The sequence below is a fragment of the Micromonospora noduli genome (genome assembly GCF_003264475.1).
In the GTDB taxonomy this organism is placed as follows: Bacteria; Actinomycetota; Actinomycetes; order Mycobacteriales; family Micromonosporaceae; genus Micromonospora; species Micromonospora noduli.
In genome coordinates, this window is sequence record NZ_PYAC01000012.1 from 524,470 (window position 1) to 546,655 (window position 22,186).

19 protein-coding genes are annotated in these 22,186 nt (G+C 71.2%); 9 read left to right on the top strand and 10 right to left on the bottom strand.

Features of this window, described 5'->3' with window-relative positions; translation table 11 throughout:
- The first annotated feature begins 46 nt into the window (after positions 1 to 46).
- On the top strand, positions 47 to 385 hold the full coding sequence (locus tag MED15_RS17145; RefSeq protein ID WP_112604395.1) for an ArsR/SmtB family transcription factor: 339 nt from the start codon (positions 47 to 49) through the stop codon (positions 383 to 385).
- Positions 382 to 2,067 carry a SulP family inorganic anion transporter gene (locus MED15_RS17150; RefSeq protein WP_112736188.1) on the top strand — a complete coding sequence of 562 codons (1,686 nt, stop codon included), beginning with the start codon at positions 382 to 384 and terminating at the stop codon, positions 2,065 to 2,067. Before MED15_RS17145 ends, MED15_RS17150 begins: the two co-directional genes overlap by 4 nt.
- 78 nt (positions 2,068 to 2,145) lie before the next feature.
- Here the strand turns inward: MED15_RS17150 and MED15_RS17155 are convergent, their stop codons facing one another.
- The 6 genes from MED15_RS17155 to MED15_RS17180 are packed head-to-tail and all read right to left on the bottom strand — an operon-like array spanning position 2,146 to position 7,145.
- On the bottom strand, positions 2,146 to 2,889 hold the full coding sequence (locus MED15_RS17155; protein WP_112582068.1) for a copper homeostasis protein CutC: 744 nt from the start codon (positions 2,887 to 2,889) through the stop codon (positions 2,146 to 2,148).
- Positions 2,886 to 3,905, bottom strand: coding sequence for an asparaginase (locus tag MED15_RS17160; protein WP_112582067.1), 1,020 nt, complete (start codon positions 3,903 to 3,905; stop codon positions 2,886 to 2,888). Before MED15_RS17160 ends, MED15_RS17155 begins: the two co-directional genes overlap by 4 nt.
- Entirely contained in the window at positions 3,902 to 4,771 is an 870-nt protein-coding gene (locus tag MED15_RS17165; protein WP_112582065.1) for an amino acid ABC transporter permease, read from the bottom strand. Before MED15_RS17165 ends, MED15_RS17160 begins: the two co-directional genes overlap by 4 nt.
- A complete protein-coding gene (locus tag MED15_RS17170) occupies positions 4,768 to 5,412 on the bottom strand; it encodes an amino acid ABC transporter permease (protein ID WP_112582064.1) in 645 nt (214 codons plus the stop codon). The genes MED15_RS17165 and MED15_RS17170 overlap by 4 nt, the downstream gene beginning before the upstream one ends.
- 16 nt (positions 5,413 to 5,428) lie before the next feature.
- On the bottom strand, positions 5,429 to 6,397 hold the full coding sequence (locus MED15_RS17175) for a glutamate ABC transporter substrate-binding protein (protein WP_208646673.1): 969 nt from the start codon (positions 6,395 to 6,397) through the stop codon (positions 5,429 to 5,431).
- Positions 6,398 to 6,416: 19 nt separating this feature from the next.
- The gene (locus MED15_RS17180) at positions 6,417 to 7,145 is read right to left on the bottom strand and encodes an amino acid ABC transporter ATP-binding protein (RefSeq protein WP_112582483.1); all 729 of its coding nucleotides are present in this window, start codon (positions 7,143 to 7,145) and stop codon (positions 6,417 to 6,419) included.
- Between the two features lie 163 nt (positions 7,146 to 7,308).
- On the opposite strand from MED15_RS17180, the gene MED15_RS17185 reads away from it, so the two are divergent.
- The gene (locus tag MED15_RS17185; RefSeq protein WP_208646674.1) at positions 7,309 to 8,487 is read left to right on the top strand and encodes an ROK family transcriptional regulator; all 1,179 of its coding nucleotides are present in this window, start codon (positions 7,309 to 7,311) and stop codon (positions 8,485 to 8,487) included.
- 176 nt (positions 8,488 to 8,663) lie between these two features.
- Complete coding sequence (locus MED15_RS17190) at positions 8,664 to 9,491, top strand: DUF3152 domain-containing protein (protein WP_167457667.1); 828 nt, start codon at positions 8,664 to 8,666, stop codon at positions 9,489 to 9,491.
- Positions 9,492 to 9,606: 115 nt separating this feature from the next.
- On the opposite strand, the gene MED15_RS17195 is transcribed toward MED15_RS17190, so the two are convergent.
- Both MED15_RS17195 and ilvD read right to left on the bottom strand, forming a co-directional pair.
- Positions 9,607 to 10,494: an SCO4651 family lipoprotein gene (locus tag MED15_RS17195; RefSeq protein ID WP_244220480.1), complete on the bottom strand. Its 888-nt coding sequence runs from the start codon at positions 10,492 to 10,494 to the stop codon at positions 9,607 to 9,609.
- A gap of 92 nt (positions 10,495 to 10,586) precedes the next feature.
- Complete coding sequence (gene ilvD / locus MED15_RS17200; RefSeq protein ID WP_112730699.1) at positions 10,587 to 12,434, bottom strand: dihydroxy-acid dehydratase; 1,848 nt, start codon at positions 12,432 to 12,434, stop codon at positions 10,587 to 10,589.
- A 111-nt stretch (positions 12,435 to 12,545) separates the two neighbouring features.
- On the opposite strand from ilvD, the gene MED15_RS17205 reads away from it, so the two are divergent.
- The 5 genes from MED15_RS17205 to serA all read left to right on the top strand — a co-directional run bounded on the left by MED15_RS17205 (position 12,546) and on the right by serA (position 20,600).
- A complete protein-coding gene (locus tag MED15_RS17205; protein WP_112582060.1) occupies positions 12,546 to 14,918 on the top strand; it encodes a putative bifunctional diguanylate cyclase/phosphodiesterase in 2,373 nt (790 codons plus the stop codon).
- Between the two features lie 188 nt (positions 14,919 to 15,106).
- Entirely contained in the window at positions 15,107 to 16,987 is a 1,881-nt protein-coding gene (locus tag MED15_RS17210) for an acetolactate synthase large subunit (protein ID WP_112582059.1), read from the top strand.
- Positions 16,987 to 17,502: an acetolactate synthase small subunit gene (gene ilvN / locus MED15_RS17215; RefSeq protein WP_088946549.1), complete on the top strand. Its 516-nt coding sequence runs from the start codon at positions 16,987 to 16,989 to the stop codon at positions 17,500 to 17,502. Before MED15_RS17210 ends, ilvN begins: the two co-directional genes overlap by 1 nt.
- A gap of 94 nt (positions 17,503 to 17,596) precedes the next feature.
- Complete coding sequence (ilvC, locus tag MED15_RS17220; protein ID WP_112582057.1) at positions 17,597 to 18,610, top strand: ketol-acid reductoisomerase; 1,014 nt, start codon at positions 17,597 to 17,599, stop codon at positions 18,608 to 18,610.
- A 391-nt stretch (positions 18,611 to 19,001) separates the two neighbouring features.
- Positions 19,002 to 20,600, top strand: a complete 1,599-nt coding sequence (gene serA, locus MED15_RS17225) for a phosphoglycerate dehydrogenase (protein WP_112582056.1) — start codon at positions 19,002 to 19,004, stop codon at positions 20,598 to 20,600.
- A 75-nt stretch (positions 20,601 to 20,675) separates the two neighbouring features.
- On the opposite strand, the gene MED15_RS17230 is transcribed toward serA, so the two are convergent.
- Together MED15_RS17230 and MED15_RS17235 are read right to left on the bottom strand one after the other, a co-directional pair.
- Complete coding sequence (locus MED15_RS17230; RefSeq protein ID WP_091393184.1) at positions 20,676 to 21,032, bottom strand: hypothetical protein; 357 nt, start codon at positions 21,030 to 21,032, stop codon at positions 20,676 to 20,678.
- Positions 21,033 to 21,341: 309 nt separating this feature from the next.
- On the bottom strand, positions 21,342 to 22,184 hold the full coding sequence (locus tag MED15_RS17235; RefSeq protein ID WP_112582054.1) for an FAD:protein FMN transferase: 843 nt from the start codon (positions 22,182 to 22,184) through the stop codon (positions 21,342 to 21,344).
- Positions 22,185 to 22,186: the final 2 nt, after the last annotated feature.

The following is a 22,186-nucleotide window of genomic DNA, read 5'->3' on the forward strand; positions in this document are numbered from 1 at the left end:
ACTTCTTCAAGTGCTAAAGTCTTCGCATCGATCGGAAGAGGTGCTCATGTCGGTCCCGCTGTACCAGGCGAAGGCGGAACTCTTCCGCACCCTCGGGCACCCGGTGCGCATCCGGGTCCTCGAACTGCTCCAGGACGGCCCGAAGCCGGTCCGCGACCTGCTCGCCGTCATCGAGGTCGAGGCCTCCAACCTCTCCCAGCAACTCGCAGTGCTGCGCCGCGCCGGAATGGTCACCTCACACCGTGACGGTCCCCTCGTCATGTACGCGCTCAGCACCCCGGACGTGGCCGACCTGCTGGCCGCCGGGCGCCGGATCCTCGGCGCGGTCCTCACCGACCGGGACGGCCTCCTCGGGGAGCTGCGCGCCACCGGCGCGGACAGGTGAGCGCCGCCATCCCGGTGGTCCGAGAGCGGCTCCTCGGTCTGCTGCCCGGCCGGGCCGACTGGGCGGCGGTCCACCGCTCACCGCGCCGGGACCTGCTGGCCGGACTCACCGTGGCGGTGGTGGCGCTGCCGCTGGCCCTGGCGTTCGGCGTCACCTCCGGGCTGGGCGCCCAGGCCGGGTTGATCACTGCCGTGATCGCCGGTGCGGTGGCCGCTGTCTTCGGAGGCTCCAACCTCCAGGTCTCCGGGCCGACCGGGGCGATGACCGTGGTGCTGGTGCCGGTGGTGCAGCAGTTCGGAGCCACCGGCGTGCTCATGGTCGGGGCGATGGCCGGCGTGGTGCTGATCGCGCTCGCCGTGGCCCGCCTGGGCCGGTACGTCCGCTACCTGCCCACCCCGGTGCTGGAGGGTTTCACCGCCGGCATCGCCGTGGTCATCGCGCTGCAACAGGTGCCCGCCGCTCTCGGCGTCAGCGACGCGCACGGGGAGAAGGTCTGGGCCGTCGCCTTCGACGCGGTCGCTCGTTTCGTCGTACACCCGCGGCCGGCCGCGCTCGCGGTGGCCCTCGCCGTCGCGGCACTGATGCTGCTGGGTGCCCGGTGGCGACCCGGCCTGCCGTTCTCGCTGCTCGGCGTGGGGGCCGCCACCGTCCTCGCCGAGGTCATCCCGGTCGACCTGGTCCGGATCGGCGCGCTGCCGCAGGGCCTGCCCGCGCCCTCGCTCAGCTTCCTCGACCTCGGCGCACTGGGCGTGCTGCTTCCCAGCGCCCTCGCCGTCGCCGCGCTCGCCGCCCTGGAGAGCCTGCTCTCCGCCACCGTCGCCGATGGCATGACCGTCGGCGAGCGGCACGACCCGGACCGGGAGCTGTTCGGTCAGGGGATGGCCAACCTCGCCGCCCCCCTCTTCGGCGGCATCCCAGCGACCGCCGCCATCGCCCGGACCGCTGTCAACGTCCGCGCCGGGGCGGCGTCGAAGTTGGCTGCCCTCACCCACGCCGTCGCCCTCGCGGCGATCGTGCTGGCCGCCGCGCCGTTGGTCGGCCGGATCCCGCTCGCCGCCCTGGCCGGGGTGCTGCTGGCCACCACCGTCCGCATGGTGGAGGCCGGCTCGCTGTGGGCGATGGCCAGGGCCACCCGGGGTGACGCCGTCGTTCTGGTGCTCACCTTCGCCGTCACCGTGATCTGGGACCTCGTCACCGCCGTCGCGGTCGGCGTCGGCGTCGCCGTGCTGCTCGCCCTGCGCGCGGTGGCCCGCACCGCCCGGCTGGAACAGGTGCCCCTCGACCCAGGCGAACACAGCGCCGAGGAGTACGCGCTGCTCACCGAACACATCGTCGCGTACCGGCTGGACGGGCCGCTCTTCTTCGCTGCGGCCCACACCTTCCTGCTCGAACTCTCCGAGGTCACCGACGTCCGGGTCGTCATCCTGCGGATGTCCCGGGTGACCACCATGGACGCCACCGGTGCGCATGTCCTCGGCGATGCGATCCGGCGGCTACGCGGACGCGGGATCACCGTCCTGCTCTCCGGCATCACCCCCGCCCACGACCAGGTGCTGGCCACACTCGGAGTCGCTGACGACCTACGCCGCGAGGGGCTGGTCTTCCAGGACACCCCGGCCGCGATCCGGTACGCCCGCGGGACCGCGCTTCCCGTGGCAGGCAGCCCATCTGACCGGCCCTAACGGTCGGGAGGCGCGTGACACGAGCGGTGGGCCTGAAGGTCTCCTCCAGGTCCACCGCTCGTCAGAACGCGCTGCCGGTCAGGCGCGGGCGGCGGCGAGCACCTGGCCGACCAGGGCGCCCGAGGTGCCCGAACGCTCGTACTCGGGTCGGTTCAGGCTGCCACCCATCAGCGGCGCCGGGTTGCGGTGCACGGCCGGGCTGTCCGAGCTGACCAGGGCCGCGAAGTGGTACTCGTCGGCACCGGTCGCCTCGACGATCCGGGCGATGTTGCGCGGGGTGATGCCACCGCCCGGCATGATGACAATCCGGCCGGCGGCCCGGCGCACCAGGTCGGCGATGAGCGGAGCGCCCTCCAGCACGCTGACCTCCTGACCCGAGGTGAGCACCCGGTGCACACCCAGCTCGATCAGCTGCTCCAGCGCCGCGTGCGGGTCCCGGGTCATGTCGAACGCCCGGTGGAAGGTGATGCTGGCGTCGCCCGCGGCGGCGATCAGCCGGCGGGTGGTCGGCACGTCGACGTCACCCTCGGCGGTCAACGCGCCGATCACGATGCCCTGCGCGCCGGCCGCCACCGCGGCCCGCACGTCCCGCTCCATGGCCTCGATCTCGAACGGCGAGTAGATGAAGTCGCCGGCCCGGGGACGGACGATCACGTGTACCCGGATCCGGCTGACCGCGCGCACTGTCGTCTCGATGGTGCCCAGGCTGGGGGTCAGCCCGCCGTCGAAGAGAGCGGAGCACAACTCCACCCGGTCGGCGCCGGCCTCCTCGGCGGCGACCGCTCCCTCGACGCTGTCGATGCAGATCTCGAATGTGTTCATGATTCTTCCTTTTCCGTGCGAGGCGATGCCGCTTCGGTCCGAGACGATGCTGTGGTCCAGTCGATGACGGCCGTGACGGCACCAACTGGTACGCCGCCGCCGAGCACCGGCACCTGGCGCAGCGCGTCGGCCCCACCCACCGGTACGCCCACGGCGTCGAGGGCGGCGAGGGCGATGGCGGTGGTGGCTCGGGGCGAACCGTCGATCGCCTTCACCGCCACCGCGTGACCGTCCGGTGCGGCCACCGCGAGCACGCCCTCGGCCCCGCCCTTGGCGAGGAAGCCGGGGAGGGCCCGCATCAGGTCGGTGTTCGGGTGCCCGTTCCAGCCGCCGACGTACTCCGGGTGCTGGCGCATGGCCTGCGCGACCAGCGCCTCGTCGCTGCCGGCGGGCGCGGTGACCAACGCCTGGAAGGTGCGGGCCAGGCCGGTCAGCGACAAGCCGAACAACGGCGCCCCGCAGCCGTCGACCGCGTGGTGCGCGATCGGCGTGCCGGCCAGCCGGGCGACGGCGGCGGCGGTTTCCCGCTGGAGCGGGTGGTCGGGGTCGAGGTAGTCGTGGGTGCTCCAGGACCGGGCGACGCAGGCGACGAGCATCGCGGCGTGCTTGCCGGAGCAGTTCATCCGGATCCGGTCGCGCTGTCCGCCGGCGCGGATCAGCCGGTCCCGGGTCGGTTCGTCCTCCGGCCAGTCCACCGGGCAGCCGAGCGCGTCCTCGGTCAGGCCGGCCCCGGCCAGCATCGCCCGAACCACCTCGACGTGCCGGTCGTCGCCGGTGTGGCTGCCGGCGGCGAGGGCCAGCGCCGGGCCGGTCAGCTCGTCGCCCGCCGCGATCCGGCAGGCCAGTGCCTGCACCGGCTTGAGGGTGGACCGGGGCAGCACCGGCTCGTCGGGTACGCCGGCGGCGAGGGCGACAGTCCCGTCCGGGGCGAGCACCACGACGCTGCCGTAGTGCCGGCTCTCGACGAAGCCGTTGCGCACGACCCGGGCCAGTTCGGCGTAGCGGAAGATGGTCACCGGGGGGTGTTCCCTTCGAGGAGTGGTGGGGGCAGTTCGGCGGTCCGCCGTCCGCGCCGGCCTCCGAAGCGGCCGTTGCGGGCCTGGAGTACGCGGGCGAACTTCGACAGCGAGGCGTTGACCACCAGGTAGATCAGCGCCACCACCAGGAACGTCTGGATCAGCAGGTGGGTGTACGAGGAGAGCACCTGCCCGCTGTAGAGCAGCTCGGTGTAGCTGACCACGAAGCCGAGCGAGGTGTCCTTGAGCAGCCCGACCAGCTGGCTGACCAGGGACGGGGCGAGTTGCAGCAGTGCCTGCGGCAGGACCACCAGTGCCATCACCTGCCCGCGGCGCAGCCCGACCGCGAGGCCGGCCTCGGTCTGCCCCCGGTCCAGCGCCAGGATGCCGGACCGGAAGATCTCCGCGAACGCCGCCGAGTTGGAGACCACCAGCGGCACCACGAGCTTCCAGAACAGCGGGAAGTTCAGCCCGTACTGCGGCAGCGCGAACAGCGTCACGTAGATCAGCAGCAGGGTGGGGACGGTCCGGAAGATCTCCACGTACGCGCCGGCCAGCCAGCGCAGCGGGCGGTGCGTCGACAGCCGGCCGAGCGCCAGGAGCAGCCCGAGCGCGGCGCTGAGCACCGCGGTCGCGGCGGCGGCGCGCACCGTTGCCCAGAGGCCGTTGAGCAGGTACCGCCAGATGGGCCAGGTGGTGAACGGTTCCCACCGGGCGGCGGCCAACTCGCCGTGGCTGGCGAACTGGTAGACGGCCGCGACCAGGGCGCCGGCCAGGAGGACGGCACCCAGCACGGTGGCGATCCGGATCCGCCGCTGGGCGCGCGGGCCGGGCTCGTCGAAGAGGATCTGTTGCGTCTTGTTCATCGGACGATCGCCAGCCTTCGTTCGAGCAGGCCGGTGACCTGACCGATGATCAGCGCCAGCAGCATGTAGGCGAGGCCCGCGCCGGTGAACACGGCGATCGGTTGAGCCTCGACCAGGTTCACGGTGTTGGCTGCCTGGGTCAGCTCGACCACGCCGACGGCGGCGGCCAGCGAGGTGTTCATCAGCAGCGCGATGCAGATGTTGCCGATCGGCTGGATCACCGCCCGGAGTCCCTGCGGCAGGATCACGTGCCGCAGGGACTGGCCGAAGGTGAGCCCGATGGCTCGGGCTGCCTCAGCCTGGCCCACACCGACAGTGTTGATCCCGGCGCGGATCGCCTCGGCCAGGTATGCCCCCTCGTACACCGCGATGACGATCGCGGCGGAGGTGAACAGCGGGAACGTGATGCCGATGGTCGGCAGCGCGAACACGAAGAGCACCAGTAGCGCCAGCAGCGGAAGGTTCTGGAACACCTCCACGTACGCGGTGCCGATGGCGCGCAGCAGCGGGACGGGGGCGATGCGCAGGGTGGCCACGACGATGCCCAGCAGCATCGCCCCGACGGTGGTCACGACGGTCAGTTCGACCGTCGTGACCAGGCCGTGGCCAAGCTCGCTCAGGTGGGCGGTGAGGGCTTCCATCGGTACGAGAGGCTGCTCAGGAGCCGTCGGCGGAACCGAGGGCGGGCGGGGTGGGCGCCCCACCCTCCACCACCGAGCCGAGGGTGCCTTCCCAGACCTTCGCCCACGTACCGTCGGCCTGGATCTTCTTCAGCCAGTTGTTGACGAACTCCTTGAACTGCGCGTCCTCCTTGTTGAGGCCGATGCCGTAGGCCTCGGTGGTGAACGGCTCGCCCACCACCTTCATCCCCGGGTTCGCCTTGGCGCCCGAGGCGAGCAGCGTGAAGTCCTGCACGTACGCGTCGCCGCGCTTCTGCAGCAGCGCCTGCAACGCCTGCGGGTCGGTGCCGAAGGCGATCTGCTTCGAGCCGGGCGCGGCGGAGGGCAGCGCGGTGACGGCGGGGGTGTTCGCCCCGACGATCACGGTCTTGCCGGCGAGGTCCTTGACGCTCTTGATCGAGGTGTCGTCCTTGCGGACCCCGACGGCGAGGCCGGAGGTGAGGTACGGCCCGGCGAAGGCGACCTGGGTGGCCCGCTGCGGGGTGATCGTGTACGTCTGGAAGACCGCGTCCACCGACTTGGCCTGGAGCATGGCCTCCCGGGTCTGGGTGCCGATGGTCGTCGTCTTCACCTCGGGCTTGCCGATGATGTACTTCGCCAGCAACTTCGCCATGTCGGCGTCGAAGCCCTCGATGGTGCCGCTGACCGGGTTCTGCTGGGCGAGCAGCGGCGCGTCCAGGGATCCGCCGATGTTCAGGTAGCCGCGCTTGCGGATCGCCTCCATCGTCGAACCGGCCGGGATGTCCGCGTCGGTGGCCACCGGAGCGGCGTCGTACACCGACTGGGCGACCACACCGTCGCCGCCCAGGCCGGGGTTGCCGGGCAGCGTCGGAGCGCTGCCGCCGCTGTCACCGCCGCAGCCGGCGGCGGCGAGGGCCACCGCCACCGCGGTGGCGGTGAGGGCGAGCGACCGCCGCCCGGTGAAGCTCATCTTGAGGATTGACATGACACCCTCCCGTTGGGGGCTAGTGCTGGAGGATCTTGGATAGGAAGTCGCGGGCCCGCTCGGTGCGCGGAGCTGCGAAGAAGTCGTCGGGTGCGCCGGATTCGACGATCCGGCCGTCGTCCATGAAGACCACCCGGTCGGCTGCGCGACGGGCGAAGCCCATCTCGTGGGTCACCACAATCATGGTCATCCCCTCGGCGGCGAGAGAGACCATCACGTCGAGCACCTCGTTGACCATTTCCGGGTCGAGGGCCGAGGTCGGCTCGTCGAAGAGCAGCACCTTCGGTTGCATCGCCAGGGCCCGGGCGATCGCGGCCCGCTGCTGCTGCCCGCCGGAGAGTTGGGCCGGGTGGTGGTCCGCCTTGTCGGCGATACCGACGCGCTCCAGCAGGGCCATCGCCTGCTGCCGCGCCTCGGGTCGAGGGATCCGGCGGACCCGGGTGGGGCCGAGGGTGATGTTGTCCAGCACCGTCTTGTGGCCGAAGAGGTTGAAGGACTGGAAGACCATGCCGACATCGGCGCGCAGCCGGGCCAGCGCGCGGCCCTCGGAGGGCAGCGGCTCACCGTCGATCTCGATGCTGCCCTCCCCGGCGGTCTCCAGCCGGTTGAGGCAGCGGCACAGTGTCGACTTGCCGGAGCCGGAGGGCCCCACCACGACGACCACCTCGCCGGCGGCCACCGTGAGGTCGATGTCCTTGAGCACGTGCAGCGGACCGAACCACTTGTTCAGGCCGCGTACCGACACCATCGGTCGGTTCGCACCCGTCGTCTCCGGTGCCACCAGACGGCCTCACTTCCTTCGACTACAAAACTAAGTCAGCTTCATATCGAACCAACAGCGCCATCTAAAGGTAGCCAGCAAACTAAGTCAACCGGTTGCTTGAACAAACTCCGGGTGCTAAGAAGCTGGCGTGACGATTGACGACGCGCCACGCGATGCCCTCCGGGGCGGCCCCCGGGAGCTACTGCGCTGGGTGGCCACCGGTGCGGCCGTCAGTCGGGCCGACCTGTCCCGCCTCTCCGGGCTCTCCCCGTCGACGGTCTCCCAGCGGGTCGAGGCGTTGATCAGCCAGGGGCTGCTGGAGGAAGCCGGCGCCGGGCAGTCCCGGGGTGGGCGGCGACCCCGCCAACTCGCCGTGCCCACCGGCGGCGCCGTGGTCGGCGCCATCGACCTCGGCGCGCACCACGCCCGCGTCGGTGCACTGGATCTCTCCGGACGGGTGGTCCAGGCCCGCACCCTGCCGGTCCGCATCGAGGACGGCCCGGAGGCGGTGCTCGGCGCGCTACTCAACGAGGTCGCCACGCTGGTGGACGGCGATCCGGCGGCCTCACGCGGCGGCTCGGCCACAGGTGCGCTCCGCGGTGTCGGCATCGGGATCCCCGGTCCGGTCCAGCACTCCACCGGGCGGATCGTCAGCCCGTCGCGGATGCCCGGCTGGAACGGCTTCGACGTCGCCGCGTTCTGCGCCGGCCGTGTCGACGTGCCGGTCATCGTGGACAACGACGCCAACCTGATGGCGCTCGGCGCGCACCGCACCGCCCATTCCGAGTTGGACCACGCCGTCTACATCAAGGCTGGCACCGGAATCGGCTCCGGTGTGATCTCCAGTGGACGGTTGCACCGGGGCGCGCAGGGATCGGCCGGGGACATCAGCCACTGCCGGGTGGTGGCCGATCCCGCGCCACCCTGCACCTGTGGCAACGCCGGTTGCCTGGAGGCGGTGGCCAGCGGCGCCGCACTGGTCACCGCGCTCCGGGAGCAGGGGGTGCCGGTCTCCGACCTGACCGGCGTGATCCGCCTGATCGACGACGGTGACCGGCAGGCCACCGCCCTCGCCCGGCAGGCCGGCCGCGCCGTCGGCGAGATCCTGGCCGTGGTGGTCAACTTCTTCAACCCGCAGGTGGTGGCCATCGGTGGTCGGCTCGCCGACTGCGAGCCGCTGCTGGCCAGCATGCGGGCCACCCTCTACGAGCGATGCCTCCCGCTGGCCACCCAGACCCTGCTCATCGAACGGGTCGCCGCCGGCCAGGACCTCGGCATCACCGGTGCCGCCCACCTGGTGATCGACCACGTCGTAGCGGCCGCCTGACCTCGCTCAAAGCAACTGCGGCGCTCACCTAGGGTGACCCATTTCGGTGTTGAATGCCGGATCTATGCGCTCTTGCGCGTGCGCCGGCACCGATCATCCTGACAGTTTCCTTACAGGCAGTCACGTAGCCTTCCGGTGTTCCTCACTCACCCGTGACTGCTCCTGGAGGTTCCGACGTGCGGATCAACGGACGGCTGCTCGTGCCGATCTCGTTGGCAGCGGTGCTGACGACCGCCGCCTGTGGCCTGTCCACACCGGCGGCCGGGCAGGCCGAAGTCCCACGCTCCGGCCCGAGTACGCAGAGTTCGGCGCCGAGCCCCGGCGACACGCCGACCTCCAGCCCGACTCCGGAGATCCCGACCGACGCGCAGATCCCCACCAAGGCCGCCGGCACCTTCACCACCGCCACCGGCAACGGTCGCGTGCTCGGCAAGGGCAAGAAGCGGGTGCGCTACAGCGTCTCGGTGGAGAAGGGCATCGCCTGGGGTGACATCCCCGCCTGGAAGCCGGACCGGTTCGCCGCGAGCATCGAGCAGGTGCTGGCCGCACCGAACGGATGGGCCACGTCCGCACAGCACCCGGTCACCAACGCCGCGGTGAACCTGACCCGGGCGTCGTGGTCCTTCCAGCGGGTCGGCACCTCGAAGGTGGACGTCGACGTGCGGCTCGCGACACCGAGGACAGTGGACCGACTCTGCGGCGCGAGCGGCGTCGACACCGAGGGTGTCTACTCCTGCAAGTACGGCAAGACCATCATGATCAACCTGCGGCGGTGGCTCCAGGGTTCACCGGGATACCCGGTCAGCATCGACGAGTACCACGCCGGCGTGATCAATCACGAGTTCGGTCACTTCCTCGGCTTCGCCCACATGAAGTGTGGCGGTCGCGGCAAGCCGGCCCCGGTCATGATGACCCAGACGATGGGCCTGGGCGGGTGCATGCCAAACGTCAGCCCGTTCGTCGGCAACGGGCAGTTCGTCAGCGGACCGTGGGCACCGTCCTGACCGCACGGAGCTGTGGTGACCGCGGCCCGGCGAGCGGCTCGGCATGCGCACCGGCGGTACCGGAACGGAAGGGGCGGGCCCGGCATGACGCCGAGCCCGCCCAACACGGAACTGATCAGTTGCTGGCGGTCAGGCCCTGCAGACCTTCGAGCATCTCGGCGAAGTCGGTGGTCTCCGCCGGCGGCGGCGTCTCGATGGTCACCGCCTTGTCGTAGTCGGTGTAGTCGATCACCATGTCGCCCAACTTGCCCATCAACAGGCCGGCCCGACGCGGACGGTACTGCTCGTCTACCCACAGGTCGATCTTCAGCTCCTTGATGCCCTGCGTGGCCAGCGCCTGCTCGGTGGCGTCCCGGCGCATGGCGTCGATCTGCTTGAGATAGGTTGCCACCGGAGTGGTGACGGTGTAGTGGACCGTCGGTACGCCATTCACCGTCTCCTGGCCGACTACCGTCGTGCCCTCAAGGGCAAGCAGCGTCTTGACCTGCTTGACCGGGTCGGCGTTCTCGAACTGCTCGGTGAAGCCCGTGCCTGCCATCTCGCTCAGGCCGGTCAGGTCCATCTTCATCCAGCGCTTCCCACCCGTACCCGCGCGGTTTTCCGCTGGAATCTCGGTGAAGATCACGGCACCGATCATCCGGACGGTCGTGGTGCCCTTGCTGTTGGTCATCTTCATCTCGGCCTTGAGCGGGTCGCCCAGGTCCAGGAGACCCAGCACCGAGATCTTCTCGCCGGCCATCGTGCCCGTCATCGTCACGGTCACCGAGTCGGTCTTGTCGGTGGCCTCGACCGCCTTCAGCAGCGAACCCTTGAGATCGCTGGCCAGCAACTCCAGGACGCTGGGCTGCTTCGGCGCCTCGGACGCTCCGGACGTCACCCCGCAGGCGGAGACAGCGAACGCGGTGAGCGCCGAAACCGCCACCAGAGCGGGCTTCTTCCAAGATGACACGTACACGCCTTCCCCCGTAAGAATCTGGGGCGATCCCCAGTAGACCGACGACACGCTAGCCCACACGGTCGATGCGGGGGCACCGCGTTTTCGCCGATCCACCCCGCACCGACATCACAGATGTCGGTGCGGGTGGGACCGGGTGCTTACTCCGGGACGCGACGGTAGGCGCCGTCGCTGGCCGAGGTGGCCATCGAGGCGTACGCGCGCAGCGCCGCCGACACCGGCCGCTGCCGATCGGTCGGGGTGTACGGCTTGTCGCGCTTCTCCTCGGCCACCCGGCGAGCCTCCAGCTCCTCGGCTGGCACGTTCAGCTCGATCGACCGGCCGGGGATGTCGATGACGACCTCGTCGCCGTCGCGGACCAGGGCGATCAGCCCGCCGGAGGCCGCCTCGGGGGAGACGTGCCCGATGGAGAGCCCGGAGGTGCCACCGGAGAAACGGCCGTCGGTGAGCAGCGCACAGGAACGGCCCAGCCCGCGTCCCTTCAGGAACGAGGTGGGGTAGAGCATCTCCTGCATGCCGGGGCCGCCCTTGGGCCCCTCGTAGCGGATCACCACGACGTCCCCGGCGACCACCTGCTTGGCGAGGATCGCTGTCACCGCGTCGTCCTGCGACTCGTAGACCTTCGCCGGGCCACGGAAGGTCAGGCAGTCGTCGGGCACGCCGGCGGTCTTCACCACGCTGCCCTCGGGTGCCAGGTTGCCGTGCAGGATGGCCAGCCCACCGTCGGCGGAGTAGGCGTGCTCGCGGTCCCGGATGCAGCCGCCGGCCGCGTCGGTGTCCAGCGACGACCACCTGTTGGTGGTGGAGAACGGCTCGGTGGTGCGCACCCCGCCGGGGGCGGCGTGGAACAGCTCGACGGCCGTCGGGGTGGGGGAGCCACCGCGCACGTCCCAGTCGGTCAGCCACTGCGCGAGGGAGGGGGAGTGCACGGCGTGCACGTCCCTGTTGAGCTGCCCGGCCCGGTCCAGTTCGCCGAGGATCGCCGGGATGCCGCCGGCCCGGTGCACGTCCTCCATGTGGTAGTTCGGCGAGTTCGGTGCGACCTTGGCCAGGCACGGCACCCGCCGGGAGATCGCGTCGATGTCGGTGACGCCGAAGTCCATCTCCGCCTCGCGGGCGGCGGCGAGCAGGTGCAGCACCGTGTTGGTGGAGCCGCCCATCGCCACGTCCAGGGCGACGGCGTTCTCGAAGGCGGCCTTGGAGGCGACAGTGCGCGGCAGCACCGAGTCGTCGTCGCCGTCGTACCACCGCTTGGAGATCTCCACGACGGTCCGGCCGGCCTCGACGAAAAGCGACCGGCGGGCGGCGTGGGTGGCCAGCGTCGAACCGTTGCCGGGCAGCGCGAGCCCGATCGCCTCGGTGAGGCAGTTCATCGAGTTGGCGGTGAACATGCCGGAGCAGGAGCCGCAGGTCGGGCAGGCGGAGCGTTCGATCTCACCGAGCTGCTCGTCGGTGACCGCCTCGTTCGAGGAGGCGATCATCGCGTCGATCAGGTCGATCTTGCTGTGCACGACGCCCTCGATCGCCATCGTCTTGCCGGCCTCCATCGGGCCGCCGGAGACGAAGACGGTCGGGATGTTGAGCCGCAGCGCGGCCAGCAGCATCCCGGGGGTGATCTTGTCGCAGTTGGAGATGCAGACCAGGGCGTCCGCGCAGTGCGCGTTGACCATGTATTCGACCGCGTCGGCGATCAGCTCACGGCTGGGCAGCGAGTAGAGCATGCCGCCGTGGCCCATCGCGATGCCGTCGTCGACCGCGATGGTGTTGAACTCCCGGCCCACCCCACCGGCCTCGGCGACCGCGTCGGCGACCAGGCCACCCATGTCCTTGAGGTGTACGTGACCAGGCACGAACTGGGTGAAACTGTTGGCGATGGCGACGATCGGCTTGCCGAAATCGTCGTCGGTCATCCCGGTGGCCCGCCAGAGGGCCCGGGCGCCGGCCATCGTCCGACCGTGTGTGGAGGTCCTCGACCGCAGCTCAGGCATGCATACCAGCATGACACCACCGGCGCGTCGGCCCACCCGGGTATCTGCCGTGTCCCAACAGATGCACACTCAGCCCCCCATGACGTGCGCCCATCCGGCACTCTTGGAGGCGTGCATTTTCCACCGGGCCTGGTCGCTGTCGCGGCGCTCAGCGGGCTCGTCGCCGCGGTGGCCGCCGTGCTGCTGACCGCCGTCGCCCGGCGGCGGACGATGCCGCGTCGACCGGCGCACGTGCTGCTCGCTGCGGCCGCCGGTGTTGCAGTGCTCAGCCTCCTGGCCGGGGTGGTCGCCGCGCTCAGTGCGACCGACCACTGGGCCCACGAGCAGGGGCAGCGCACCGGTTGGGCGACAGCGGTGGCGATCGGCACGGCGGTGAGCGGGCTGGCCTTCGCCGCTGGTCTGCTCCGGCTGCCCGGGGTGGCCGCCACCGCGGCCGGAACGGCCCGGCTCGCCCTGGACGGGCTGGTGATGGCGGCGGCGCTGTGGTTCGTCGGTTGGGTGCTCTTCTCCGAGCCCACCCGGTTGCTCGGTGCCGCCACCCCGATGGCCTGTCCGGCGATCCTGCTGGCCACGGTGAGCGCCGCGCTCGGTGCCGGGCTCGTCGTGATCGTCGTCTTCCGGGCGGCCAGGCCACGTCGAAGGCTCGCCGCGCTGGGCGCCGGCATCAGCGCGGTGACCTGCGGCGGCCTGGGTCTCAGCGCCGGGCTCTGCCAGGCCGGGCCGACAATGGCGCTGACCGGTGCGGCGGTGCTCGCCGCCGGTCTGCTGACCGTCGCGCTCGCTGTGTACCGGGCCGACCGGCCGGGGCAGATCGACCTGGACCTGGTCGGTAGCGACGGCGAGTACGCGATCGCCCCGATGCTGGCGATGGCCGCCTCGGCGATGTACCACCTCGTCCAGGACGGCCGGTTCACCGCGGCGGGCATCGTGGCCGGCAGCGTGGAGGGCTTCGCCCTGGTGGCGCGGCAGTACCTCACCCTTCGCGACGTCCGGGGGTACGCGGGGCGCCTGGCCGAGCGGGAGGCGCACTTCCGGGAGCTGGCGCACACCGATCCGCTGACGTCGTTGGCCAACCGGCGCGGGCTGCTCCGGGCGCTGCACCGCAACGCCGCCGACCACAACCCGTGTGTGCTGCTCGGCCTGGATCTGGACGGCTTCAAGAACGTCAACGACATGCGGGGCCACGACGTGGGCGACGCCGTGCTGGCCGAGGTGGGCCGGCGGCTGCGTGGCAACCTGCGCCCCGGCGACGTGGCCGCCCGGCTGGGTGGCGACGAGTTCGCCGTACTCATGCAGGGTCGGCCGGTCGAGGCGGACCGGGTCGCCGAACGGCTCCTCGGGGTGCTCAACCGGCCCTACGACCAGCCGGAGGGGCCCGTCTTCCTGTCGGTGAGCATCGGGGTGGCCGACTGGGCCGACGAGCCGGACGTGGAGCTGCTGCTGCGCCACGCCGACCTGGCGTTGCGCTACGCCAAGCAGCGGGGCAAGAACCGGATCGAGCGGTACGACGCCGCGTACGACCAACTGCTGCGTCGGCGTACGACGGTCGAGCACGAGCTACGCGGGGCCATCGACCGCGACGAGCTGCGGTTGGCGTTCCAGCCGGTGGCGTCGCTGCCGTCGGTGCGGCCGGTCGGCGCCGAGGCGCTGCTCCGTTGGCACCATCCCGAGCTGGGCAACGTGCGCCCGGACGAGTTCATCCCGCTCGCCGAGGAGTGCGGCATGATCGCCCCGCTCGGTGCCTGGGTGCTGCATCAGGCCTGCTACCAGCTCTCCCGGTGGCTGGCGGACGGGCACGACGTCTGGGTGTCGGTCAACGTCTCCCCGCGCGAGCTGCACGCCCCGGAGTACGTGGTCCAGGTCGCCGAGGCGCTGCGCGCCCACCACGTGCCGCCGCAGCGGCTGGTGCTGGAGGTCACCGAGCACGCCGTCGCCACCGACCTGGACGAGCTGATCCGCCGGCTCACCGCGCTGCGGTTGACCGGTGTCCGGATCGCGCTGGACGACTTCGGGGCCGGCTACTCGTCGCTGGGGCAGCTGCGCCGGTTGCCGATCGACATCCTCAAGATCGACCACAGCCTGGTCGCCGAGCACGAGCCGGTCCGCCCGGTCGGCCAGGACGGCCCGGCGTTCGCCCCGATGGTCGACATCGTCATGCGCCTGGGTCACCAGTTGGGGCTGGAGGTGATCGCCGAGGGGGTGACCACCCCGACCGAGTTGGCCGCGGTGGTGGCCGCCGGTTGCCGCTTCGGCCAGGGCGCGCTCTTCGGCTGGGGGGTGCCGGCCGAGCACCTGGAGGCGATGCTGGAGGCGGCCACATCCCCGGGTGCGCGCCCCGCTCCGGTGCCCGCGCCACGCCGTGCTCCAGGCGGGTCCGGGCAGCCCACCCCGCCTGCCGATGGCGCGTCGCCGGCCGACGCGCCGACCTCCGTTAACCAACATGTGGGATCAGTTGACTCATCGCGTGAGATGCGTCAGGCTTAGCCGCATGTCGTCGTACCGGTCGCTGCGAGTACTTACCTGAGCGCACTCTCCCTCACCGAGAGTGCGCTGGCCCCGTGCATCTGCACGAGGGCCGTTTTTATTGCCATCGGAACCTGGCGAGGCGGGCCCCGCCCGCGTCGCATCGCTTGACTAGCCACCAGCCACTCCAGCCGAAGGCCAGAACCGCCATGACGAGACCAACGCCAGAGACCCTCGCCCACACCGCCCGCCGGGCCCGCGCGGCCGCCGACCCGACCCTCGACGTCGACCAGGCCGCCACGCGCACGGCCACCCCGGCCGTCCCGGCGGTACGGCCCGCCGCCGCGACCCCGATCTCCGGAGCCGGCTCGCTCGTGCGGTCCCTTGAGGCGCTCGAGGTCGACGTCGTCTTCGGCATTCCGGGCGGCGCGATCCTGCCGGCGTACGACCCGCTCTACGACTCGACGGTCCGGCACATCCTGGTGCGGCACGAGCAGGGCGCGGGGCACGCGGCGACCGGCTACGCGCAGGCCACCGGCAAGGTCGGCGTCTGCATCGCCACCTCCGGCCCAGGCGCTACGAACCTGGTCACCCCGATCGCGGACGCGTACATGGACTCGGTGGCGATGGTGGCGATCACCGGGCAGGTGGCCAGCCCGTTGATCGGCACCGACGGCTTCCAGGAAGCGGACATCCAGGGCATCACCCTGCCGATCACCAAGCACAACTTCCTCGTGCAGAACGCCGAGGAGATCCCCCGGGTGCTGGCCGAGGCGTTCCACCTGGCCAGCAGCGGGCGACCCGGCCCGGTGCTGGTCGACATCCCCAAGGACGTGCTCCAGGCGCCGACCACCTTCTCCTGGCCGCCCACCCTGGACCTGCCCGGCTACCGGCCCACCCTGCACCCGCACGGCAAGCAGATCCGGGAGGCGGCGCGGCTGATGGCCGCAGCCCGGCGGCCGGTGCTCTACGTGGGCGGCGGGGTGCTCAAGGCCGGTGCCACCGACGGGCTGCGCCGGTTGGCCGAGCTGACCGGCATCCCGGTCGTCACCACGCTGATGGCGCTCGGCGCGTTCCCCGACTCGCACCAGCAGCACCTCGGGATGCCCGGCATGCACGGCACTGTCGCCGCGGTCTACGGGCTGCAGAAGGCGGATCTGATCATCGCGCTGGGTGCCCGGTTCGACGACCGGGTCACCGGCAAACTGGACTCGTTCGCCCCGGACGCGACTGTGGTGCACGCGGACATCGACCCCGCCGAGATCGGCAAGAACCGGCACGTGGACGTGCCGATCGTCGGCGACGCCAAGCACGTCATCGACGAGCTGATCGCCGCGGTGACCGTCGAGCGGTCGGCGGGGCACACCGCCGACCTCGGTGACTGGTGGACGCAGCTCGACGACCTGCGCAACCGTTACCCGCTGGGTTACGACGAGCCGGTCGACGGGACCCTGTCCCCGCAGTACGTGATCAAGCGGCTGGGCGAGATCGTCGGCCCGGACGCGATCTTCGTGGCCGGGGTGGGCCAGCACCAGATGTGGGCGTCGCAGTTCATCTCCTACGAGAAGCCGTACACCTGGTTGAATTCCGGCGGCCTCGGCACGATGGGTTACGCGGTGCCGGCGGCGATGGGCGCCAAGGTCGGCAAGCCGGACACGGTGGTCTGGGCGGTGGATGGGGACGGCTGCTTCCAGATGACCAACCAGGAGTTGGCCACCTGCGCGTTGGAGGGCATCCCGGTCAAGATCGCCGTCATCAACAACGGCAATCTCGGCATGGTCCGGCAGTGGCAGACGCTCTTCTACAACGAGCGCTACTCCAACACCGAGCTGGGCACCCACAAGCACCGCATCCCCGACTTCGTCAAGCTCGCCGAGGCCCTGGGCTGTGTCGGGCTGCGGTGCGAGAGCGCGGATGACGTGGACAAGACCATCGCCGCGGCCATGGAGATCAACGACGCGCCTGTGGTGATCGACTTCGTGGTCGGCAAGGACGCGATGGTCTGGCCGATGGTCGCCGCCGGCACCAGCAACGACGAGATCATGTTCGCCCGTGGCGTCCGCCCGGCCTTCGACGAGGATGACATTTAATGACCATGCACACCCTGTCCGTGCTGGTGGAGAACAAGCCGGGCGTGCTCGCCCGGGTCTCCGGCCTGTTCTCCCGGCGCGGGTTCAACATCGACAGCCTCGCCGTCGGCGAGACCGAGAACCCGGACGTCTCCCGGATCACCATCGTGGTCAACGCGGAGTCGTCCCCGCTGGAGCAGGTCACCAAGCAGCTGAACAAGCTGGTCAACGTGCTCAAGATCGTTGAGCTGGATCCCCAGGTGTCGGTCGCCCGGGAGCTGCTGCTGGTGAAGGTTCGCGCCGACCGGTCCGCGCGGTCGCAGGTGCTGGAGACCGTCAACCTGTTCCGCGCCCGGGTGGTCGACGTCGCACCGGACACGCTGACCATCGAGGCCACCGGCACCCCGGACAAGCTCGACGCGCTGCTACGCGACCTCGAGGCCTTCGGCATCAAGGAGATGGTCCAGTCCGGGCTGGTGGCCATCGGGCGCGGCTCGCGTTCGATCACCGCCGGTCCCGCGCTGCGGGCCGCCTGACCCGCCGCCGGTCGGCCCTCGGCCGGCCGTCCCGGATTTCATCCGCACAGACCACGACGGGCCGCCCCGGCCGTCGTACGAAAGGGAAGTTCTCATGAGCGTTGAGGTGTTCTACGACGACGATGCCGACCTCGGCCTGATCCAGGCCAAGAAGGTCGCGGTGATCGGTTACGGCAGCCAGGGCCACGCCCACGCGCTGTCGCTGCGTGACTCCGGCGTCGACGTGGTGATCGGTCTGCCGGAGGGCTCGAAGAGCCGTCCCAAGGCAGAGGAGCAGGGCCTGCGGGTGGTCACGCCGGCGCAGGCCGCCGCCGAGGCCGATGTGATCATGGTGCTCGCACCGGACACCGCCCAGCGCGGGATCTACGCGGAGTCGATCGCCCCGAACCTCGCCCCGGGCAAGGCGATCTTCTTCGGCCACGGCTTCAACATCCGGTACGGCCTGATCAAGCCGCCGGCCGAGGTGGACGTGGCGATGGTCGCGCCCAAGGGCCCCGGCCACCTGGTCCGCCGCCAGTACAGCGACGGCAAGGGCGTGCCCTGTCTCGTCGCCGTCGAGCAGGACGCCAGTGGCAACGCGCTCGCGCTCGCCCTCGCGTACGCCAAGGGGATCGGCGGCACCCGGGCCGGTGCGATCAAGACCACCTTCACCGAGGAGACCGAGACCGACCTCTTCGGTGAGCAGGCGGTGCTCTGCGGTGGCGCCTCGGCCCTGGTGCAGACGGGTTTCGAGGTGCTCACCGAGGCGGGCTACGCCCCGGAGGTCGCCTACTTCGAGTGCCTGCACGAGCTGAAGCTGATCGTCGACCTCATGTACGAGGGCGGCATCGCGAAGATGCGCTACAGCATCTCCGACACCGCCGAGTACGGCGACCTCTCCCGTGGCTCGCGCATCATCGACTCCCGGGTCAAGGACGAGATGCGCAAGATCCTGGGTGAGATCCAGTCCGGCGAGTTCGCCCGCGAGTGGGTCGCCGAGGACGAGGCCGGCCGGCCCAACTTCACCAAGTGGCAGGCCGAGGGTGCGGCGCACCCGATCGAGGAGACCGGTAAGAAGCTGCGCGGCATGATGAGCTGGGTCGACCGCCCGATCACCGAGACCGCCTGACCCGTTCGAACGACGATCCACCGACAGCCCCTGGGCTGGCGCTCTCCCCAGCGCCGCCCCGGGGCTGCCCGGCATGCTGCCGCCCGTCGATACGTCGGGCGGCAGTGCTCGTGCGCCACGACTCACCCGGAGTGACCGGGTCAAGGACGCCGGCGGTGCTCGGCGCGGCCGGCGCAACCGTGTCGGTGCGGTGAACGGCCGATGTCCGTCGCCCGACCGGGCGTGTGAGGGCACTCACCCCGAAGACCGGAACACGCCGACCAGCGGGGCCCCTACGATCGCCTGTAGGTGCAGCAGCCGGCACCTGACGGCCACGGCACGGATCAGCGCAGGGCGCAGTGCGGCGCCCCGCCGCCCGGGCCGATCGCAAACACGACCTCTACGAGGACCGATGAATCCTGTCGTACTGATCGCCGAAGAACTCGCCCCCGCCGCCATCGAGGTGCTCGCCCACGACTTCGACGTCCGTCACGTCGACGGCACCGACCGTCCGGCCCTGCTCTCGGCGCTCTCCGAGGCCGACGCCGTCATCGTGCGCAGCGCGACCCAGATCGACGCCGAGGCGGTCGCCGCCGCGCCGCGACTCAAGGTGGTCGCCCGGGCGGGCGTCGGGCTGGACAACGTCGAGGTGCCGGCCGCCACCGCGCGGGGCGTCATGGTCGTCAACGCGCCCACCTCCAACATCGTCTCCGCCGCCGAGCAGGCCGTCGCACTGCTGCTCGCCGTCGCCCGTAACACAGCGAGCGCCAGTTCCGCGCTCAAGGCGGGGGAGTGGAAGCGGTCGAAGTACACCGGCGTCGAGGTCCAGGGCAAGACGGTCGGCGTGGTGGGGCTCGGTCGTATCGGGGTGCTCTTCGCGTCTCGTATCGCCGCGTTCGGCACCCGGCTGATCGCGTACGACCCGTACATCCAGCCGGCCCGTGCGGCGCAGCTCGGCGTCCGCCTGGTCGGGCTGGAGGAGCTGCTGCGGGAGAGCGACTTCATCTCCATCCACCTGCCGAAGACGCCGGAGACGGTGGGCCTGATCGGTGAGAAGGAGCTGGCGCTCGTCAAGCCCGGCGTTCGCATCATCAACGCCGCCCGTGGTGGGCTGGTCGACGAGCAGGCGCTCGCGGACGCGATCGCCGAGGGCCGGGTCGCCGGCGCCGGTGTCGACGTGTACAGCAAGGAGCCGTGCACCTCGTCGCCGCTGTTCGCCTTCGACAACGTGGTGGCCACCCCGCACCTGGGCGCCTCCACCCACGAGGCGCAGGACAAGGCCGGTCTCGCCGTGGCCAAGAGCGTCAAGCTGGCGTTGCAGGGCGAGTTCGTCCCGGACGCGGTGAACGTGCAGGCCGGCGGCGTGGTCGCCGAGGACGTTCGGCCGCTGCTGCCGCTGGCGGAGAAGCTCGGCCGGGCGTTCACCGCGGTCGCCGGTGGGGTCGCCGCCAGCGTCACTGTCGAGGTCCGCGGTGAGATCGTCAGCCACGACGTGTCGGTCCTCAAGCTCGCCGCCACCAAGGGCCTGTTCAGCTCCGTGGTCGAGGAGCAGGTCACCTACGTCAACGCCCCGCACCTGGCCGCCGAGCGTGGCGTCGAGGTCACCCTGGCCACCCTGGCCGAGACGGCCGAGCAGCCGACCCTGGTCACCGTGCGCGGCGCGCTGCCGGATGGCCGGACGGTCAGTGTCTCCGGCACTGTCACTCACTCCGGCGCCCGGGACGTGCTGAAGCTGACCGAGGTGGACGGCTTCGACGTGGAGATCGGCGCGGAGGGCATCCTGCTCTTCCTGCGCTACGCCGACCGGCCCGGTGTGGTCGGTACGGTCGGTACCCTGCTCGGCGAGTCGGGCATCAACATCGCCGCCATGCAGGTGGCTCGTCGGGAGGCGGGCGGTGAGACGCTGATGACGCTCACCGTCGACCAGGCGCTCGGCGCCGACCTGCTCACCTCGGCCGCCGAGTCGATCGGTGCCACGGCGGCCAGCGCCGCCGACCTGCGCGACGAGTAGTAGACGACAAACACCGTGGGGGGCCTGGCGATTCGCCGGGCCCCTCGTCATTTCCCGTCCGTGCCGCCGGTCAGGTCAGCCGGGCAGCCGCGCCGGCGGCGGGTAGACCGAACCGTCCTGCGGGTCGAAGAGCATCAGACCGTGCTCGCCGGCCAGCCGCTCGATGTCCAGTAGCACCTGGTCCGCGCAGGTCGGGTGCAGGTTCAGCTCGACGTGGTCGTGGGCCGCGTGCAGCGGCGCCACCGCCCACGGGCTGTTCGGGCCGGGGTGACGGTCCGGATAGGAGGCGGTGATCGCCCGGTAGAAGCTGACCACCCGCGGATCGGGGTAGCGGTCCACGTGCCGCCCCTGCCGGCAACCGTTGACCGCTGTCCGCACGTCCTCGGGCGTCGCCCCGTCCTCCAGGGCCCACACGCTCAGATCGAAACTCACGGCGGATAGCGTGCCATCCGGCGTTCACCATGTCGAAACTGCCTCGCCGCCGGTCAACCACCGATCACCGATGTCTCCGGTCACGACGGTCCGGTGTGGAGACTCTTGCGTCGAGTTGCGTCGATTCGCTAGCGTACGCACTGCGGTCACTGGCCGAGTTCGAGGCGCCGGCCCGTCTTCGGGTGGCGCGGTCGACGTCCGGCCCGACCGGTCCGCACCCCTCGGTTGTGCGAGCCACGCGCACTCGTCGCTGACCGGCCCCCACTGTCGTTGCCGAGACCGTGGGGGCCGATCGCGGGCCCGACCGGCTCAGCGACGGTGCGCGAAGAGCGCGCGATAGTCGGAGTTGCCCCGGAACCACGCCAGGCCGGTTGGGCCGGCGGCGTAGAGCGCGGTGGCGTAGGCGTCGGCGATCGTCAGGTCGGGGCCCACCACTGTGGCGGCGAGAAGGTGATCGGCCGGCTCGCCGGTGTGCGGGTCCACCACGTGCCCCTGCCGCCCGGTCACCCCGGAGGTGCCGATCGCGCCGGCGGTCATCTCCAGCACCAGCGGCGCCCGCTCGGGTGCGGTCGGGTGGTGCACCGCGACCCGCCACGGTCCGCCGTGCGGCGCGCGGCCCCGGACGACGAGGTCGGCGCCGGCGAGTACGGCGTAGTCGTGGATGCCGGCGGCGCGCAGTCGCTCCGCGGCGCGTTCCACCGCCCAACCGCCGAGCAGGCCGCCCGGGTCGAAGCCGCCGGGCACCGCCCAGGCGTCGAACCACCCGTCGGTGGCCGCGCGCATCGCGGCGCAGCGGTCCACCAGATCGGCGAGCGGCGGGTACGACTCCGGGCTGATCTCGCCCCGACGCAGCCGGGAGACGAGGCTCTCCGGTCGGTTGGGACCGTAGGTGAGGTCGATGGCACGCAGCTCGGCGACGCTGTCCCGCAGCGCTTCGCCCACGCCCCGGCGGCCGAGCCACTCGGGGGCGTTGAGCAGCAGGGTGTACTCGGCGGTCGCGGTGCGAACGGTGTGCTGCACAGCGATCCGGCCCTCGGTGGCCGCGGCCGGGTCGATCCGGTGCCGGCGGCTGCCGAGTCGAAGGTCCGGCCGGCGGTTGCGGAACGCGGACGGGTCCGGCCAGCGGGTCCGTGGCTGCTCGTCGATGCGCATCG

What these genes read in the sequence shown, in the direction of transcription:
- MED15_RS17145 (WP_112604395.1), top strand. Translation starts at nt 47, where the DNA reads ATGTCGGTCCCGCTGTACCAGGCGAAGGCGGAACTCTTCCGCACCCTC.
- MED15_RS17155 (WP_112582068.1), bottom strand. Translation starts at nt 2,889, where the DNA reads ATGAACACATTCGAGATCTGCATCGACAGCGTCGAGGGAGCGGTCGCC.
- MED15_RS17165 (WP_112582065.1), bottom strand. Translation starts at nt 4,771, where the DNA reads ATGAACAAGACGCAACAGATCCTCTTCGACGAGCCCGGCCCGCGCGCC.
- MED15_RS17170 (WP_112582064.1), bottom strand. Translation starts at nt 5,412, where the DNA reads ATGGAAGCCCTCACCGCCCACCTGAGCGAGCTTGGCCACGGCCTGGTC.
- MED15_RS17175 (WP_208646673.1), bottom strand. Translation starts at nt 6,397, where the DNA reads ATGTCAATCCTCAAGATGAGCTTCACCGGGCGGCGGTCGCTCGCCCTC.
- MED15_RS17180 (WP_112582483.1), bottom strand. Translation starts at nt 7,145, where the DNA reads ATGGTGTCGGTACGCGGCCTGAACAAGTGGTTCGGTCCGCTGCACGTG.
- ilvD (WP_112730699.1), bottom strand. Translation starts at nt 12,434, where the DNA reads ATGCCTGAGCTGCGGTCGAGGACCTCCACACACGGTCGGACGATGGCC.
- MED15_RS17210 (WP_112582059.1), top strand. Translation starts at nt 15,107, where the DNA reads ATGACGAGACCAACGCCAGAGACCCTCGCCCACACCGCCCGCCGGGCC.
- ilvN (WP_088946549.1), top strand. Translation starts at nt 16,987, where the DNA reads ATGACCATGCACACCCTGTCCGTGCTGGTGGAGAACAAGCCGGGCGTG.
- ilvC (WP_112582057.1), top strand. Translation starts at nt 17,597, where the DNA reads ATGAGCGTTGAGGTGTTCTACGACGACGATGCCGACCTCGGCCTGATC.
- serA (WP_112582056.1), top strand. Translation starts at nt 19,002, where the DNA reads ATGAATCCTGTCGTACTGATCGCCGAAGAACTCGCCCCCGCCGCCATC.
- MED15_RS17235 (WP_112582054.1), bottom strand. Translation starts at nt 22,184, where the DNA reads ATGCGCATCGACGAGCAGCCACGGACCCGCTGGCCGGACCCGTCCGCG.